Raw genomic sequence first — 17806 nt, forward strand, 5'->3', positions numbered from 1 at the left:
TATTTAGTATGTTATAACTTGTAATATGATTAAAATATGTAACTTGTGGGTGGTTAATTTGTCCCTATATGAAATATTTTTACCCATCAGGTGTAAAATTCCTTTTTATTACCTTTTTATTTTCTCTTTTTATTGTTAATCAGTCGGTTGGGAACAAAAGCCCGGTATCTGTTTCGTTTGATTCACTGGGAGTGGGGCCAACGCCGCAAATCGATAGTAGTTTAATCGGTACTACCTACATGTTTTCTGTGGGTACTTCTATAGATATTTTCGGCAGGCATCTCTCGGGTACAACTGCGGTGATGTTTGGTTGCGAGCCGGCTGCATCTTTCACGGTGATTAATGATACACTTATTAATGCTACAATGGGAGAAGGCTGTACGGGGCGCTTAACAGTAATTACGCCAGATGGAACGGCTTACGGACGAAACCTTATATATTTTTTCCCGCCTCCCGTTGTCTATAGTTTTTCTCCTGATAGTGGTAAGCGTGACAGCATAATTACTATCAAGGGAATACAATTTACCAAAGCCACAGGAGTGACATTTGGAGATAGTGCTGCGGCTAGTTTTACAATAGTGAATGATTCTGTGATTACTGCAAAATTAGGTGCTGGTTCAAGCGGGTCTGTACGGGTTACAGAAGTAAATGGCCGGGGTGATGGGATGGCAGGCTTTCAATATATATATCCTACGCCACCACCACCTCCTGGTCCTGAACTAACTGATTTTTATCCAAAAGCAGCTTCCGGGGGGCAGGCCATTATGATCAAGGGGCACAATCTCTCCGGATTAAAGAATGTAGTGATCGGAAATCTGAATGCCACTGATTTAAGAATAATATCTGATTCTCTCATTTCTGCTAGGGTATTACCTGGTAGTACAGGTTCGCTGATAATTGTTCAGACATTAAATGGTGCCGACACTTTAAATGGATTCACATATCTGGATAAACCTGTTAGTCCTGTTATCACTGATTTCTTTCCAAAGTCTGCCGGACAGGGAGATACTGTGCAAATACGCGGACAAAATTTCTATAGTATTTCAATAGTCAGCTTTGGTAATATACCGGCGGCACAATATGTCGTTACATCAGATACCACCCTTTTTGCAATATTATATAATGGTAATACCGGTAATGTAACCCTTAAGGGATTGCTTGGTGAAGTTTCGTACTTACCTGGTTTTAATTTTGAGACAACATCTACATTACCGGCACCGGAAATTTATGATTTCTACCCTAAGGAAGGCGCACCAGAAGTACGGGTAACGATTATCGGACGCCACTTTACGGGTGTAAACAGCGTTAGTTTCGGAAGTTGGTCGGCAAATTATTTTACAATAGAATCAGATTCAGTTATTACTGCAGTAATAGACCATGGTGGTACCGGATCTGTATCTGTTTACGCTCAGGTGGGTTTCGCTTCTAAGGAAGGATTTACCTATACACCAGAGCCTACAATCAGTGATTTCCTTCCAAGGTCTGCCGGAAAAGGTGATACTGTATATATCACCGGACATAATTTCTCCCATACTTCCGGCGTCAGTTTTGGTGGCATACTGGCATCTTTTACCATTACATCGGATACCAGCATAGTTGCCGTAGTAGGAGATGCTTATTCAGGTGAGGTATTTGTTATGCTAAAGCATGGCTATCCTGCGATTGCCTATGGATTTACTTTCCTGGAAAGGCCTGTTCAGGTACCGGAAATTTACGATTTCTCTCCTAAGACAGGAACAGTTGGTACAGTAATAACGATTACCGGAAATCATTTCACTGGTACTTCCAGTGTTATTTTTGGTAATGCATATGTGGATTTTACAGTGGTGTCTGATTCTGTTATTTTCGCAACAATAGGCGGTGGCACTCCTGGTGTTACGACTTTCGTGTACATCAATGGGACAGCTGGCAATGCTTCTGCTTATGGATTTACTTTTGAAAAACCAGCAAACTATCCCTATATCAATGATTTCTATCCGTCATCAGGTGGGCGCGGAACTGTAATGACCATCAACGGAGGGAACTTCACAAATGTTGATACCGTAACCATAGGAGGTACACTGGCAGGTGCTTTTACAGTTGTTTCTGATTCTGTTATTACTGCAACGGTAGGAGACGGTAGTTCCGGTCTGGTGGGTATCCGTTCACCTTATGGAGCATATACTACTGGCAATACATTTACTTATGGAGAAATAAGCGATCCAGGGTTACCTCAAATCACTGATTTTTATCCGAAGTCAGGTGTAGGAGGAACAGTAGTAACGATCTATGGACATAATCTGGCACCCCTTGAAAATGTAACCTTTGGCGGTACAAGAGCTTCTTTCTATACTGCTTATTCTGATTCTGTGGCTATTGGAGTAGTAGGAGACGGAAGTACGGGGTTACTGGGTGTTACTAATGCTTACGGAACTACATATGGATCGGAGTTTGTGTATGAAATGCCTAAGCCTGAAATTTATTCATTCAGTCCGGGTACTGGTGGAGAAGGCACTACAGTGTATATCTCGGGTACTACTTTTACAAATATCAGCAGTGTTAGTTTTGGTGGCACACCTGCTGCTTCGTTTATAATTACTGCTGATTCTCTTATAACTGCAACAGTAGGGAAAGGCAGCACGGGTGTTATATCTGTAGACAGTGCATTCTCTTCTCTGATCTTCAATTACATTAATACAGATTCTGCCGTTGTTGCTAAAACAATCACATCTTATCCTAACCCTTCTTCCGGTACTTCATGGGTAAAACATCCTGTATCAGCGAACAGTAAGATAAGGATGATAGATATGATGGGGAATCTGGTGAAACTGGTGACAGTAGATCCTACATCTGCACAAACACAACTGGATATCAGCGATCTGAAATCGGGTTATTATAAAGTAACATGGAGCAATGGGAGTGATACCAGAACAGGTACGATAGTAATACAATAATTATTAAACAATACACAGTCTGTCTCAAAAGTAACTAATACATCTTCGATATGTTTGCGGCAAAACATAAAAGGCTCCGTTAGGAGCCCCATGTTTGTAGCAAACAAATAGACAACAAAACACAGACTCCGTTAGGAGGCCCCTGATATTAGCAGTTCCAGGGGACTCCCAACTGAGTCTATTATGTAGAGGATAGATTGTTGCTACAAACACGGGGCTCCTAACGGAGCCTTTTTTAGTGTTTACAAATACTTTTGACAGCTTGTTTTTTATTCCTTACTTCGCCAGTTCATTACAAATCCGGCTGCTAATAAGGCTATCATTATAAAATAGCTGAATAAGGATATCTTAATACCACTATAATATACGGCAGGTTCAAATTTAAAAGTGATCGTATGTTTACCCGCTGGTACCATCATTCCTCTCAACGCATAATTAACACGGCAATAAGGAGCCGGCTGATCATCAATAAAAGCTTTCCATCCCTTTTCATAATGTACTTCAGAGAACACCGCAAACTGAGGCGCTGCTGCTGAAGAGGTATAAGAAATGTCGTTCAGGTTATTGGCAATCAGTTTTATAGTAGCAGATGAATCAAACTGAGGGCTACCTTTTACATCCGGCTGATAACGCTGGTCTATTACCACTGTATCTTTCGTATGCAGGGTATTCAGCTCATTCATTTCTGCATCCGCATTGGGTACCCACTTAATCGCTTTTACAAACCAGGCATTCCCTAATGCTTCGGGGTTTAATTGCGCAACCGGTGCGCCACCTTCACCGGGAACAATAATATACTTCGCATTCAGCATGTTTAATACCTGCAGGTTATTACGACTTATCTGCCTTTCAATCAGATCTTCATAGAGCTGTAATTTAGCGGCATGATAACCACCTATGCTCTTATGGAAGTAAGAGGTCATGGCGTCCTGGAAAGGGTTGGCAGTAAGGTTAAATACCCGGTAATAAGGGTCTTTATCCTGTAATATCTGTTGATCCGCAGGAGATGGATGAAATGGATTACTGTAACTCAGTTCATCCATAAAACTATCCGTATTCAGATAACGTCTGTCTACCTGCAGCAAATCAACTAATATCAAAAGAACAATACCTGTTGTGAACCACTGTGCTTTAAGTTTTCCTTTGATAAAGAACCATACCATTCCGAATGCCAGTGCTACGAATAACAGCGAACGCAATACATCATTGCGGTAAAGACTGGCCCTGTCTTCTCTGAGCGCCTGCATCAGCTGATCAGCTATGCCAGGGTTGTTTTGTGTCATCTGCAAAAGCTGCGCATGGAACTGGTCATCACTGCCCGGGTTCTGCATATTACCCGTTGCATTGGTGTATGACATACTGGATGAAGCAATCAGCAACATCACTAATATCCCACCGGTAATCAACCCTGTCCATTTCAGTTTCTTCAGCAATTCCTCTTTAGGAATCTGCCCTTTAACCAGTTCATTGAGTGTCATCACTACCAGTATCGCAAAGGATAACTGTGGGATGATCAGTGCCTGTGAGGGGGCTCTGAACTTATTATATAAAGGGAAATGATCGAACATGAAATAGTTAAAGGCCTGCAGATTGCTGCCCCATGCCAGGAAGATGCCTAGTACAGTGATAGCTATCAGCCACCATTTATGCCATGACTTAATAATGAATAAGCCCAGTATCACAAGTAAGCATACAACAGCGCCGAGATAAACAGGACCTGAAGTACCCAGCAACGACTGATCTCCCCAGTACAGGTCCCATCTGCTGATCATTTTTTCTGCCTGCTCTGCTGGTACACCCAATGTTTCCAGTTGTTTATAGGTAGCAGAATTCGTACTTAATGAGCCTGTGGAACTGCCACCATAGATATCAGGTGCAATCAGGGTAAACGTTTCAAATTTACCATAGCTCCATTGGAATACATAGTCTTTATCAAGACCATGGTCCATATTTTTTTGAGAGGATAATGCCGTTAATTCTGATTTACCACCGCGGGTACTCGCTTTGGAATACTCAAACGTACTCCATAAACTTACCGCATTGGAACCCAGTGATAACCCTACGGAAAGCACTACCAGTAAAGTACCTGTGATAAGGTGCCTGTATTCCTTTTGCTGTATACAATACACGGCAAAAGTAATACCTATTACCGCCAGTATTAAAAAGAAGTAATACGTGATTTGCAGGTGATTCGCTGCAACCAGGTAAGTAAGGAAGAGCGACATGACACCGCTTCCCAGCAGGTATTTTTTACGGGTAATGAGTATCAGTCCGGCTATAACCGCAGGCAGATATGCCATTGCCAGCATCTTGGTATCATGACCGGTGGCAATAATAATCGGAGAGTAGCTGGCATACGTATAGGCGACGGCGCCTGCAAATCCCACCCAGGGATTGGCGCCCAGTACCACGCAAAGAATATAAAAACAGAATGCAGCCAGGAACAGCACATTTATCGGCTTGGGTAATCCCAGAGATAAGATAGCGGGAATATAACTACCATAGTTATACGGAGATTCCATAGAGATCTGATAGGTAGGCATCCCGCCAAACATGCTGGTAGTCCATAGTGGAGTAATACCATGTATCTGTTTGTAGTCTATGGATTCTTTTGCCATTGCCTGCCATTGCACATTATCACTCTGACTTAATATCTTTCCGTCCAGCACCGGCTTACAGTAGAGAGTAGCCAGTATGAGTAATGCCAGCACAGCGATTGCATGTGGCAATAATGATTTGAGCCAGTTGTTTTTCATAGGGTGTGATGTATTAATCTTCCTGCGACTTTTTAATCATTGAAACGTGTATTTTGGCAATACGGTGCTGGTCCATCTGCATCACTTCCAGTTTCAGGCCGCGCCATTTCAGGCTATCACCGCTTTCCGGGATCTTACCCAGTTTATCCAGGATGAATCCGCCCAGTGTGACATAAGAGGTATAATTCGTCTTTTGCGGATCTGCATCTATACCCATTAGTTCCAGGAATTCCACGAATGGCAATTGCCCGTCTACCAGCATACTGCCATCATCATTTTTGATCACCTCATATTCAAACTCATTCGTTTCTGAAATGTCTCCCACCAGCGCATCCACGATGTCGTTGATGGTCACAAGACCTTTGATGGACCCGAATTCATCTACTACCATCGCCTGGTAGATCCTTTCTTTTTTAAAGAGTTCCAGTAACTGGTAAGCGCGGTTGTGTACAGTTACTACCAGCAGTTTCCTGCTGATGGCCGTCAGGTCATTCACAACACCGTTGAAATTCTCACTCAGCAGGTCTTTTGAATAAACAAAGCCGGTGGTATTATCAAGATCTCCTTTTGCAAGGGGATATACCGTATGTTTTTGTGTAAGGATCTTTTCTTTATTGATCTCCGGACTATCCGTTACGTCCAGCCATATTACTTCATTACGGGGAGTCATCAACGCAGATACCTGTCTGTCGCCCAGATTAAAAACATTCTGGATCAGCGCTTTTTCCGTTTCCTCGATCACTCCGCCTTGATGGCTTTCGGCAATGATTACACGTAATTCTTCTTCTGTATGAATATCTTCATGTTCATTCATCGGTTTAATACCTATAATACTCAGGATCACATTAGCAAGACTGTTCAGTACCCAGATAAAAGGACGGAAAACAACATAAAATAATTTGAGAGGAAGTGCAATTGTAAAAGTAGTAGGCACCGGTTTACGGATGGCGAGAGATTTAGGCGCGAGTTCTCCGAATACGATATGCAGGATGGTAATGGTCATGAAGGCAACGGGCAGCGCTACTTTATGCGCAGTTTCGGCAGACAGCGCAATATTCAGATTATCAAAAAGCTGCAAAATAAGCGTTGTCATAACTCTTTCGCCAACCCATCCGAGACCCAGGGAGGCCAGCGTAATACCCAGCTGTGTAGCAGCAAGGTAACCATCGAGGTTATTGAGAATACTTTTGGCAACCAGTGAAACGGTTTTACTACGCCCGGAATTTACTTCTATCTGCGACGATCGGACTTTAACGATCGCAAATTCTGCTGCCACGAAAAAACCGTTCAGCAGTATTAGGAAGATGGTAAATATTATATCGAAGGTCATCAGGTGTCTTAATTTGGTGCAACTATATTTTTTGATATTCAATCAGGCGTATTCCTGGGGCGGTGTACATTTCCCCAGTCAGATATAACCTGTAACATTGGTTTGAGCGATTCTCCGGAACTGGTAAGTTCATATTCCACACGTGGAGGTACTTCGGCATATACGAGGCGATTGATCAGTCCATCTTTTTCCAGCTCTCTCAGCTGTAATACAAGTATGCGTTCAGAAACAGAAGGAATGCTTTTTTTCAGTTCACTATAACGCTGTTTGCCTTGCAGCAGCCGCCATAAAATGGTTGGTTTCCATCTTCCGCCTATCAGGTCGAGTGTATAAGCCATGCCACAATCCCCCTGTATCTTTTCTCTGTTCAATGTATTAGTTGAGCTTTCTTTTCTCATTACTTACATTTTTGTCAGTACTGGATAAAATTATCAGTACTGGTAAAATTAACACTACCGGTTTACTTTTACAAACAATTAACAAAAAATATTATTATGAAACATCTTGAAAACAAAGTAGCATTAGTAACAGGAGGCAGCAGGGGCATGGGTGCCGCTATCGTAAAACGACTGGTAGCGGAAGGGGCTACAGTGGCGTTTACCTATGTGAAATCTGCGGCTAAAGCGCAGGAACTGGTCGCAACCCTGGGCGCTAATGTGATAGCCATTCAGGCGGATAATGCTTCGCATACTGCCGTTACCGCTGCGGTAGAACAGGTGGCAAAAACCTTTGGACGTATAGACATACTGGTGAATAATGCCGGGGTTTATCTTCAAAAGCCTTTATCGGAACATACTGCCGCGGATTACGACCAGATGATGGACGTTAACGTGAAAGCGGTTTTCATGGCATCTCTGGCGGCGATCCCTCATATGCCTTCCGGCAGCAGGATTATCAGCATAGGCAGTAATATGGCGGATAGGGTAGTGGGGCCCGGAGCTACACTATATGCGATGAGTAAATCGGCGCTGATTGGCCTTACCAAAGGACTGGCAAGGGAACTGGGCCCTAAAAGCATCACGGTTAACCTCGTGCAGCCGGGCCCTGTAGACACGGACATGAACCCTGCCAGCGGAGGTCACGCCGCCTTCGCAAAAGGGCATATGGCATTAGGGCATTACGGAAATGTAGCAGACATTGCCGGTCTGGTAGCCTATCTGGCAGGTCAGGAGAGTGGTTTTATCACCGGTACCGCCATTACAATCGATGGAGGATTTAATATTTAAACATTAACTGCTTATTAACTGAAAAGGGAGTTATTAAGCTGTTTCTTTACAGCCTGATAACTCCCTTTTATGAAAAAACTGATTATTACCGCTTTGTTAATTGTTGCTGGTTTTGGCGGATATGCATTACTGCATAAAACACCTGTTCATGTAGCATACGGGACCTGCAACCCTAAAGGTAAATGTACTGCCTGTAAGAATTGCAGCGGTTGTGAAAATTGCTCAAAGAACGGAGGGACCTGCAGCGTCTGCCGGTAGTGACGGGAACCTTACACTAGGTATTCTTATAAGTGCTTGATTCGGACGAAGAGGATGTACTATTAGCCTTTGTTTTAATGGATCTATCAGTACATCCATTTCCTCCAGAGGAAGAGCTCCCAGCAACGGCTCACAATCGCCAGGCAATACAATAGCCCTGCATACACTACTTCTGTTTTTGAATCGCAATTCAATAGGCCCAACGATACTGCATTCTTGCTGTTCTCCATCTGCCAGTTCTACTATGCGTTTTCCCAGAACACGACATTGTAAATGCGCCTGCATAGGTTCGTTAATAGTCAGCATAACAGCTCCTGTGTCAACGAGTATATTCTCAACCCGCAATGTCCTTACCTCATCGTTACTTATATGATTTTGATATGCCCTATCAAGATCAAACGCGTTAAATAATTCTACATCTGCATAGATTAATCCCATAATGATAATTGTGTTTTAAAAATGAAAAAAAAATTATGCAGGTTATAAAAAACACAGAACCCGGTAGCTGAATTGCTCAGTACCACCGGGAGTTATGAAGAAATGAAGGTAGAGAAAAAAAAACAAACCAAACTTCACCTCCGCAAAAAAAATGCAACTTTCCCCGAAAAAATTAATAGTTAAGCAATCCATAAAAGGACCACGATTATGCTTAAACAACTTGCTATTGTTTTTTTTCATACTGTTATGCATACACGCCAGGGCGCAAAAACAGATTTCCATAGAGGCAGCCGCCTGCAATTACTACTCTCTGTAAACGGAAAAAGTAAACTCCTCCAGAGTTACCTGGGCGTATTGGATAATATGCTTACCGCCAACCCGGGTATCGCCTATATTAAATGGGATTGCAACCGGATGATCACAAACGGGTATTCTCCTTACCTGAAAGATAACCAGTCTGCTTTATACATTGAATATACCCGTAGCTTATACCAGGTGCTTAAAAGATTACGTGCAAAATATCCGCACCTTCCCATCATGCTTTGCTCCGGTGGTGGCGGTCGTGTAGACTACGGCGCATTACCTTATTTCACAGAGTTCTGGCCAAGCGATAGTGTTATCTGCAGAATAGTCACCGGTAAACACCGGATAAATCTACCCGGTGTTTATCGTAATAGACAATTACACTGCTGTGCAATGACAGTACACATAAAAAAGTATATAAGCGTAGTAAGATAAATTGTTAGTATACCTCATCACTGCGATGGTGAACGTTATAACATAATCCCTTTTTTTTCTTCATCAAAGTGTTTCAAAAAAAAGCATAATGAAATTTGGAATATTGAATTGTTTATTTAAATTTGTTTAGTGTGCTACTAACATATAATAATTTGGAAGGCAATTTAAATTTATACCTGTAAGTTCAACAACATCTAATCGTCAAGTTAGTTACGTATAACACACGCAAATCTCAAATAATTATTAAATCAAAACCCGATTTAATACTCAAATAAACATAAATAACCCATTACTCCATTTTTATGTCTTCAATCCAATACCATAAAGAATTTGTTGCGCAACAATGGGCCGTTCTCGAAAAGCCCCCAATAGAGTAGAGATCACTTATTTTAATGAAAACTTTATGAAAAAAACAGTTTTGAACCCCCTGGCTTTAGACAAAGAAACAATTGCTAAGCTGGACGAAAAACAATTGCAGGAAATCGTAGGTGGCGTTAACGTTGAACTGGCTGCTACCTCTACTGGTTGCGGATCAGGCAGCAGCACCTGCGCTGTTGAGGAAGCATAGTATTTACAGATACTATCGAAACTATTCAATTGTATTCAATAAGAGATCAGGGGTGGTACGTAAGTGCCAGCCCTGACTCTTTCCCTTAAAGTAACCCAAGTCTCTTCAACTTATAAAGTATTCATTTCATGAAAAAGATCAAGTTTAACCCATTGGCACTGGATAAGGAAACCATTGCCCGACTCGATGCAAAACAATTAAACGAAATCAGTGGCGGAGTAGTATCTGACTATGCAGCTACTTCAAATGGTTGTCCTCTTGGAGGCAGTGAATGTGGTGTTGGTGGTACTTCTACCGGATGCGGTAGTGGACATAGCACGTGCATCGTGCTTACAGAAGATTAATAAAATCGTATATGCTGAAGCGATATAAAAGATATTGTTGCGCAACAACGGGCGGTCCTCGAAAAGCCCTTGACAGAGTAGAGATAAACTTTAATCAACATTTTGTATGAAAAAAATAGTTTTAAATCCATTGGCACTTGACAAAGAAACTGTTGCTAAATTAGATGAAAGACAATTACAGGAAATTGTTGGGGGAGTAACTAATGATTATTTACTGGCAACATCTACAGGCTGTGGCAGCGGTGGCAGTGGATGCGGCACCGGCGGTAATTCTACCGGCTGTGGAAGTGGTGGCAGTACCTGCGTTATCGAGGAAGCAGCAGAATAACTGTAATTCTATTTAATTTATTTATGTGAAAGTTCCGGGAAGAATGATCACATTTTCCCGGAGCTTTTTTTACAGTACACTATGAAGAGACTACTCAAGCAAGGCATTTTTCTGATAACTTATACGATTTTATTTACATCCCTGAAAGCACAGCAACACGGTATTTCAGGTACAATTGTTGACAAAACGGGTAAACCTGTATATGAAGCAAAGGTTTTATTACTATCTTTTCCAACCGCAACTGTATTAAAAGAAACTTCTTCTTCGTCCAAAGGAATATTTACTATAGGTATGATCGATACCGGTAAATATACAATAAGGATCATGCACCCTTCTTATGCTGATAATATATCCGATATAACAATTGCTGATACTGATATTATTATTGATAAAATAGTTTTATCCCCGGGCATCATTAACCTCAATGGTGTGGTCGTACAAAGCAAAAAGCCCCTGATAGAACAGAAAATAGACAGAACCGTATATAATGTGGAAAACCAGGTATCCCTGGCTGGTGCTACTGCATTGGATGCTATTGGTAAACTGCCTGGTGTGAGAGTGATAGGTGGTAATGGAATCGCCCTCTTAGGTAAAGGACAGGTAAACGTATTACTGGATGATCGCTTAATCCGTCTCTCCGGAGATGATCTTATTAATATGCTCAGATCGATGCCAGCTGCTGAAATTGTACGCATAGAGGTAATCCCTAATCCTCCCGCTAAGTATGATGCTGCCGGTAATTTTGGATTGATCAATATCGTTACCAGGAAGAGGAGAAACAGGGGTTTAAGCGGCAATATATATGGTGCTTACTCACAGGCTGTATATGGATCAATGAATGGAGGCGGAACGTTAAATTTCAACTCCCGCAAATGGAATATCGATGCCGCTATTAATGGCATAGATAATATCTATTATGAACTTACTAACCCTACTACAGATTACCCTTCCCAGATATGGCGCCAGAACAGAACATCGAAAAATATAACGAAAGCAATCTCTCCAAGGATAGGAATAGACTACCAGATCAGCAAACGTCAGCTGTTGGGAGTCAGTTATGCTTATAATAATAAACGGCTGGAGCAGCACGAATATTCTCAGACGAGAATATTTTCCGCCGGGAATAAAATAGATTCCCTGATAAGAGTGCCTAATGATATTGAAAGAAAAACACAAAGTCATGACCTAAACCTGCATTATGAAAACAGGTTTGATAGCATTGGCAGGAAGCTGTCTGTAGATGCAGGATATTTCACACTTGATAATAAACTCAACCAGTTATCTAACAGTAGCAGCTATCTGACAGATAACACTTTGTTAAGCGAATCCATTTTAAAAAGTGCTGCTCCTCAAAATCTGAAAGCTTACACCCTGCAAACCGATCTTACTTTACCCGGTAAGTTTATGAACTTTGCAGCAGGTGCTAAAGTGGCAATTATTAAAACTGAAAGTTCTTCTACCTATTACAGGCAGCATGAAGACATATTTTATTATGACTCTTCCCTGAGTAATGTTTTTAATTATAAAGAGAATGTAGAAGCTGCATATGTTAATGCAGATAAGGAGTTAGGCAAGTGGGGGATGCAATTGGGTTTAAGAGCAGAGTACACGCAAACGACCGGTTACTCGGCTACCTATAATCAAACCACTAAAAGGGATTATCTGAAACTTTTTCCTACTGTATTTATCATCTATAAAAAGGATGCAGATAATAATTTTGTCTTTTCTTTTGGCAAAAGGATTAACCGCCCTAACTATTGGTATCTGAATCCTTTCAGGCAGTTCGTAAGTCCTTATTTCTATTATGAAGGCAATCCTTTCCTGCAACCATCTTATGCCAATAACTTTGAACTTACTTATAGTCATAAAAGCATCTTTATCACAAAGGCTTTTGTTTCTATTCAGAATAATATATTTGATCAGATCATGTTTGCTGACTCCGTTACCAGGATTAACCGCTTAACCCGTATGAACTACTACTCACAGCGGAACTTCGGTCTTAGCGAGTCTGTAAACATTAGCAGTATTCCCTGGATGGAGAGTTACAACACTGTCTCTGTTTATTACATCCGTACAAAATCTATGGTAGATTATACCAAAGATAAAGAAGGGTGGGGAGGTGATGTTTCTTCCAGCAATGTTTTCTACCTGAACAAGCCTAAAACATTTTCAGCAGGACTGGATTTCGCCTATACCTTCCCTCAACTGTCAGGAATCAATAAATTCAGTGCTTATTACAGTGTGGACATGGGATTCAGATGGCTGACGATGAAAAAGAAATTGACCATTGGACTCACTGCGACAGATATTTTCAGGACCAGTAAAACGAAATTTTATGGTATAACGAATAATATCAAAACCAGTTATGATAATTATTTTGATAACAGGGCAGTAAGAGTATCGCTGAATTACAAATTTGGTAAGAATACGAAAAATAAACAACCCGCGAAGCAAAGTAACAGTGACGAAAAGAAAAGAGCAAACTTTTAATACCCCCAACAGTTATAAACGAGTTGTATTATGAAAGAGTATTTTCTATATGACTATTGTCTTTTAAGGACCCCCGTATTGCCAGTAGAATCATTGCTGCAACTGAACAGCATACTGAATGAAACAGAACAAAAGGGCGCAGCGTTAAAGGAAATGTTTTCCAATACGCTATTTCAGCAGGCTATCTACATAGCATCAAAAGATCTGTACGCCGCACTAAAGGACTGGCTGGAGAATGATAACGCAAAAAAAACCGATAAACTGCTCCGTTCCCTGCATAAGTACTATTCCAGGATGTGTACACGTAGTACACCTTATGGCTTATTCGCAGGTGTGACGTCCGCTACTGTAAACAACGATAAAACGGATATCCGTTTTGCAGATAATAAAGTAAGGAAACATTCCCGCTTTGATATGAGTTTTGTGATAGAGCTGGCAAAGAACCTCTCAGAGATACCAGCCCTGCAGTCACAAATCAAATTTTTTGTTAACAACTCGTTGTATAAGTTAGGTGGGAAATACCTCTATGTAGAATACAAACTGGTGAATGGCAGCAGGAACTACACGTTAAGTGCTTTATCCGTTTCTCCCTATATAGATAGCGTACTGGAACGCGCGCAGTCTGGCGCTACGATCAATGAGCTGGCGGCTGCTGTGTTGCTGGATGGAGTAGCTCCTGAAGCTATCCTGGCATTTGTAAGAGGATTGATCAGTGCCCAGGTACTGGTGAGCGAATTTCAGCCGGCAGTTACCGGAGATGATTTTGCTGCCGGATTATTGGAGCGACTGAAAGGGACTACCGGTATTACACATACGATAGAAAGTCTGGAGACTGCGTATAATATGATACAGGATAAAAACGCGAGTCTGGACGTATTGGAACAGGCAACAGCGATTGCAGGTAAACTCGTTTCCGGGAAAGGGCTGGAGATTATCCAGACAGACCTCTTCTTCAATATGAAGTCGAGGAATGTGAATCGTAAAGTGATAGAAGATATCGTCAATACATCCTATAAACTGATGTCAGCTACACAGCCCTTTACACCAACAGACCTGGAGGACTTCAGAACAAGGTTTGCTGCAAGGTATGAGGAACGGGAAGTGCCACTGATGCAGGCACTGGACCCGGGTGCCGGTATTGGATACGGATTGGCAAAGAATGGTAATGTTGAAAATATGCCGTTGCTGGATGGTATTGCCATCCGTACACCTGTGCCGGAAGGGAAAGCCGTGAAAGAGGATGGATGGGGAAAGCTGGCCATTGAGAAAATGAAAGAAGCGATAGAGACCAGGGCACAGGTGGTATACATACATGAGCATGAAATGCAGGCATTGCTGGAAGAAAAGAAAACTTCCGCATTCCAGTCCACCAGTACATATATCTTTGGCAGTATCCTCGCTTCTTCTGAACAGGCGCTGGACGAATTGAACTATAAATTCTTTCCGACTCAGTTGCATGCGCCATTTGCTGCAAAACTGATGACGAGATTTGCTTATGGAGATGATGATCTCCGGGAGTATCTGGCACAAACGACCCTGGATGAGAAAAATGCAAATCCGGATAAGATCCTGGCAGAAATAGTACATGTACCGGAAGGGCATCATGCCAATCTTGTATTGAGACCCATGCTAAGGGATTACGAAATTCCTTACCTGTGCTCATCCAGCGCAGACGGGGATAAACAGATCAATATCAATGATCTGATGGTATCAATGAGAGAAGGACGGCTGATATTGCGCTCAGCGAGGCTGAATAAGGAGATCATCCCTTACCTGACCAATGCGCATAACACCCGGCAGGGACAACCGGTATACCGCTTTTTATCTGACTTACAACTGCAACACACAAAAGGAGGATTCTTCTGGCGCTGGGGACCTTATGGAGAAGAAGCTTATACTCCCCGTGTGGAATACAACAACTGTATCCTGAAACGCGCAAGGTGGGTGCTTAAAAAAGCACCAGCCGATACCGATACAGAAAAATACGTACAGGAACAGAGAGTGCAACTGAGAATACCCCGTTTCGTGGTGTTGGCCCAGGGGGATAATGAACTGTACATAGATTTCGAGACAGAGTTTTGCAGATCTCACTTATTGCATGAACTCAGGAAATCAGACATCATGCTCTACGAATTCCTGCACATGCCGGAAAACTGTTTTATCAAAGATGAAGCAGGAAGTTATCAGAATGAAATCATTATTCCAATGGGGACCCGGCAACCCATCTTTGGCAGACGCTCTTTTACGATGCCATCTATTTCAAAAGACCTGCCACGTCATTTTATTCCCGGCAGCGAGTGGTTATACATAAAGATTTACGGTGGAAATAAAACACTGGAAGCCATTCTGGTTGAAATCATAAAACCCTTTGCGGCCAGGATGATAGAAGAAAAGGCCATCGACCAGTGGTTCTTCATACGCTTTAATGATCCCGAAGCGCATCTGCGTGTAAGGTTCCACCGTTCGGAAAATGAAACGTTGTGGCTGCGGCTGCTGGAACTGTTATCCCCCCAAATAAATCCTTTCATAGAAAGCGGGCAGGCAGCAAAAATCCTCGTTGATACTTATGTACGGGAAATAGAACGGTATGGGGAAGAAACAATGCTCAACAGCGAAGCGCTGTTTTTTGCTGATAGCGTAGCGATATCCGACTTCCTCGATCTTATTTCCGGCGATGAAGGAGAACAACTGAGATGGCAGATAGGATTGTACAATATAGATCTGCTACTGGAAGACTTTGGATATAATTTGTCCGAAAAACAACGTTTATTAAAAGACATCAGTACTTCCTTTTTCAAAGAGTTCAGTAATAATGATAAGACAGATGCTACCCGGCTGGAACGTTCGTTAAATGATAAATACAGACGCCATTATGCAAAGATTAATGAAATCCTGACTAAAGGAGATGAGCTGACAGATATCGCTGAAGCACTCGATTGTTTCAAAAGACGCAGTGTATTTAACCAGGCTGAAACAGCCAGGATGAAGCATAAATTAACAAACCCCGGAACTGTATTTAATAATCTTCTGCCCAGTTACATACATATGACCATGAACCGCCTGTTCATTTCCCGTCAGAGAAATCATGAACTGGTGATTTACCATTATCTGAATAAATATTATGAATCCCAGATAGCACGGCAAAAACACGCCGCCACGCAAACAGAAAATAAAATAACGCTATGAGTGACGTAACAATAGCATCCACCATTGAAACCCAGATCAGTAACATCACTGCAGCCCTGGAAGATAAGGAAGAGTTTATCCACAGCGCTTCCTATGAGATCGGTTTACTGGGATTGTCCCTGTATTACTGTTATTATGCAAAATATACGGGAGATGAAAGGTATTATGGTAAAGCGGAAGAGTACCTGGTAAAAGGACTGTCCGCTTTGGACCTCCCCAATTTCAAACGTCTGTATGCTTCTGATTCGCTGGATAGCCACCTGGCACATATTGGTCGGTTCCTGGAATTCAGCAAGCTGCAGAACTTCCTGGATATGGATACACAGGAATACCTGCAGGACCTCGATAAAACACTTTCCGGACTGATGCAAAGCAAGATTTCCATAGGGGATTTTGATATCAACAGCGGGGCTATGGCTGCCGGCTTCTACTATCTCAGCCGTCTTAAAAATGAACCCAGCGTAAGTGAGCAGCTATCCATACTCGTGCATGGCATTAAAGAACAGGCAATAAAGGATGAAGATGGCGATTATTACTGGTCGTCTCCTTCCTTATTCCAACGGGTGTACCTGGGTATCTCTCATGGTTCCTGCCTGGTGATCTCATTTTTAGCAAATGCCTGTGAACAAAATATAGAGCAGGAAGCCTGCAAAGAGATTTTGCGGAAAGCCGTGAACTTTGTATTAAAGCAACGCTGGTATAATAATTCCAAAGGATTGTTCCCCAATTTCATTGGAGATCCCATAGAGCCAAAACAGTTCTCCCTTTGTTATGGGGACCTTGGCGTTGGTTACGCCCTATTCCGTGCCGCCGGTGTGCTTGACGATGAAGCACTGTCTGCCGCTGTAACTGAAATACTTGATGATTGCCTGCTGAGAAGCGGCAAGGACAAACTCACCCTGGATGCCAGCATTATCTATGGTGCAGCAGGACTTGCAGCTACTTACGAAAAACTGTACCGCTTATCAGGAGATAGCCGTTTTGATGAAGCAGCTGATTACTGGTATGAACAGATACCGGCCTATGCTGTTCATGAAAATGAGTTTGCGGGGTACAAAACCCGTTTGCTGGATGTCGGCCCCGTATGGAACGTTTCTTTCGGATGGGGAATTATCGGTATCGGCATTTCCCTCATGATATATAAAGATCGAAGTTTACCCCCTATAGATGCATTAATACTATGTGCCTGAGTTCTCACCTTTTTAAATCTG

General features: G+C 42.1%; 13 protein-coding genes. 10 read left to right on the plus strand and 3 right to left on the minus strand.

Going from position 1 to position 17806, the window contains the following annotated elements; genetic code table 11:
• Window positions 1-68 precede the first annotated feature (68 nt).
• A complete protein-coding gene (locus GO495_RS27475; protein ID WP_157303158.1) occupies window positions 69-2933 on the plus strand; it encodes an IPT/TIG domain-containing protein in 2865 nt (954 codons plus the stop codon).
• Between the two features lie 269 nt (window positions 2934-3202).
• On the opposite strand, the gene GO495_RS27480 is transcribed toward GO495_RS27475, so the two are convergent.
• The 3 genes from GO495_RS27480 to GO495_RS27490 are packed head-to-tail and all read right to left on the minus strand — an operon-like array spanning window position 3203 to window position 7417.
• Window positions 3203-5689, minus strand: coding sequence for a YfhO family protein (locus tag GO495_RS27480; RefSeq protein ID WP_157303159.1), 2487 nt, complete (start codon window positions 5687-5689; stop codon window positions 3203-3205).
• 13 nt (window positions 5690-5702) lie between these two features.
• Entirely contained in the window at window positions 5703-7019 is a 1317-nt protein-coding gene (locus GO495_RS27485; RefSeq protein WP_157303160.1) for a hemolysin family protein, read from the minus strand.
• Between the two features lie 38 nt (window positions 7020-7057).
• The gene (locus GO495_RS27490; protein WP_089787696.1) at window positions 7058-7417 is read right to left on the minus strand and encodes a winged helix-turn-helix transcriptional regulator; all 360 of its coding nucleotides are present in this window, start codon (window positions 7415-7417) and stop codon (window positions 7058-7060) included.
• 96 nt (window positions 7418-7513) lie between these two features.
• Here GO495_RS27490 and GO495_RS27495 point away from each other — a divergent pair, with 96 nt between their 5' ends.
• From GO495_RS27495 to GO495_RS27535, 9 genes are all read left to right on the plus strand, one after another.
• Window positions 7514-8245: an SDR family NAD(P)-dependent oxidoreductase gene (locus tag GO495_RS27495; RefSeq protein ID WP_157303161.1), complete on the plus strand. Its 732-nt coding sequence runs from the start codon at window positions 7514-7516 to the stop codon at window positions 8243-8245.
• Between the two features lie 69 nt (window positions 8246-8314).
• Complete coding sequence (locus tag GO495_RS27500) at window positions 8315-8503, plus strand: hypothetical protein (protein ID WP_157303162.1); 189 nt, start codon at window positions 8315-8317, stop codon at window positions 8501-8503.
• 645 nt (window positions 8504-9148) lie between these two features.
• Complete coding sequence (locus GO495_RS27505; protein WP_157303163.1) at window positions 9149-9679, plus strand: alpha-galactosidase; 531 nt, start codon at window positions 9149-9151, stop codon at window positions 9677-9679.
• 403 nt (window positions 9680-10082) lie between these two features.
• Window positions 10083-10247 carry a class I lanthipeptide gene (locus GO495_RS27510; protein WP_157303164.1) on the plus strand — a complete coding sequence of 55 codons (165 nt, stop codon included), beginning with the start codon at window positions 10083-10085 and terminating at the stop codon, window positions 10245-10247.
• 128 nt (window positions 10248-10375) lie between these two features.
• Window positions 10376-10591, plus strand: coding sequence for a class I lanthipeptide (locus GO495_RS27515; RefSeq protein ID WP_157303165.1), 216 nt, complete (start codon window positions 10376-10378; stop codon window positions 10589-10591).
• Between the two features lie 106 nt (window positions 10592-10697).
• Window positions 10698-10919: a class I lanthipeptide gene (locus GO495_RS27520; protein ID WP_157303166.1), complete on the plus strand. Its 222-nt coding sequence runs from the start codon at window positions 10698-10700 to the stop codon at window positions 10917-10919.
• 81 nt (window positions 10920-11000) lie between these two features.
• Window positions 11001-13409 (plus strand): outer membrane beta-barrel family protein, encoded by a 2409-nt coding sequence (locus tag GO495_RS27525; RefSeq protein ID WP_157303167.1) that lies wholly within the window; start codon window positions 11001-11003, stop codon window positions 13407-13409.
• A gap of 30 nt (window positions 13410-13439) precedes the next feature.
• A complete protein-coding gene (locus tag GO495_RS27530) occupies window positions 13440-16595 on the plus strand; it encodes a lantibiotic dehydratase (protein WP_157303168.1) in 3156 nt (1051 codons plus the stop codon).
• Window positions 16592-17785: a lanthionine synthetase LanC family protein gene (locus GO495_RS27535; protein ID WP_157303169.1), complete on the plus strand. Its 1194-nt coding sequence runs from the start codon at window positions 16592-16594 to the stop codon at window positions 17783-17785. The genes GO495_RS27530 and GO495_RS27535 overlap by 4 nt, the downstream gene beginning before the upstream one ends.
• Window positions 17786-17806 lie beyond the last annotated feature (21 nt).

The sequence above is a fragment of the Chitinophaga oryziterrae genome, assembly GCF_009758125.1.
Classification (GTDB): Bacteria; Bacteroidota; Bacteroidia; order Chitinophagales; family Chitinophagaceae; genus Chitinophaga; species Chitinophaga oryziterrae.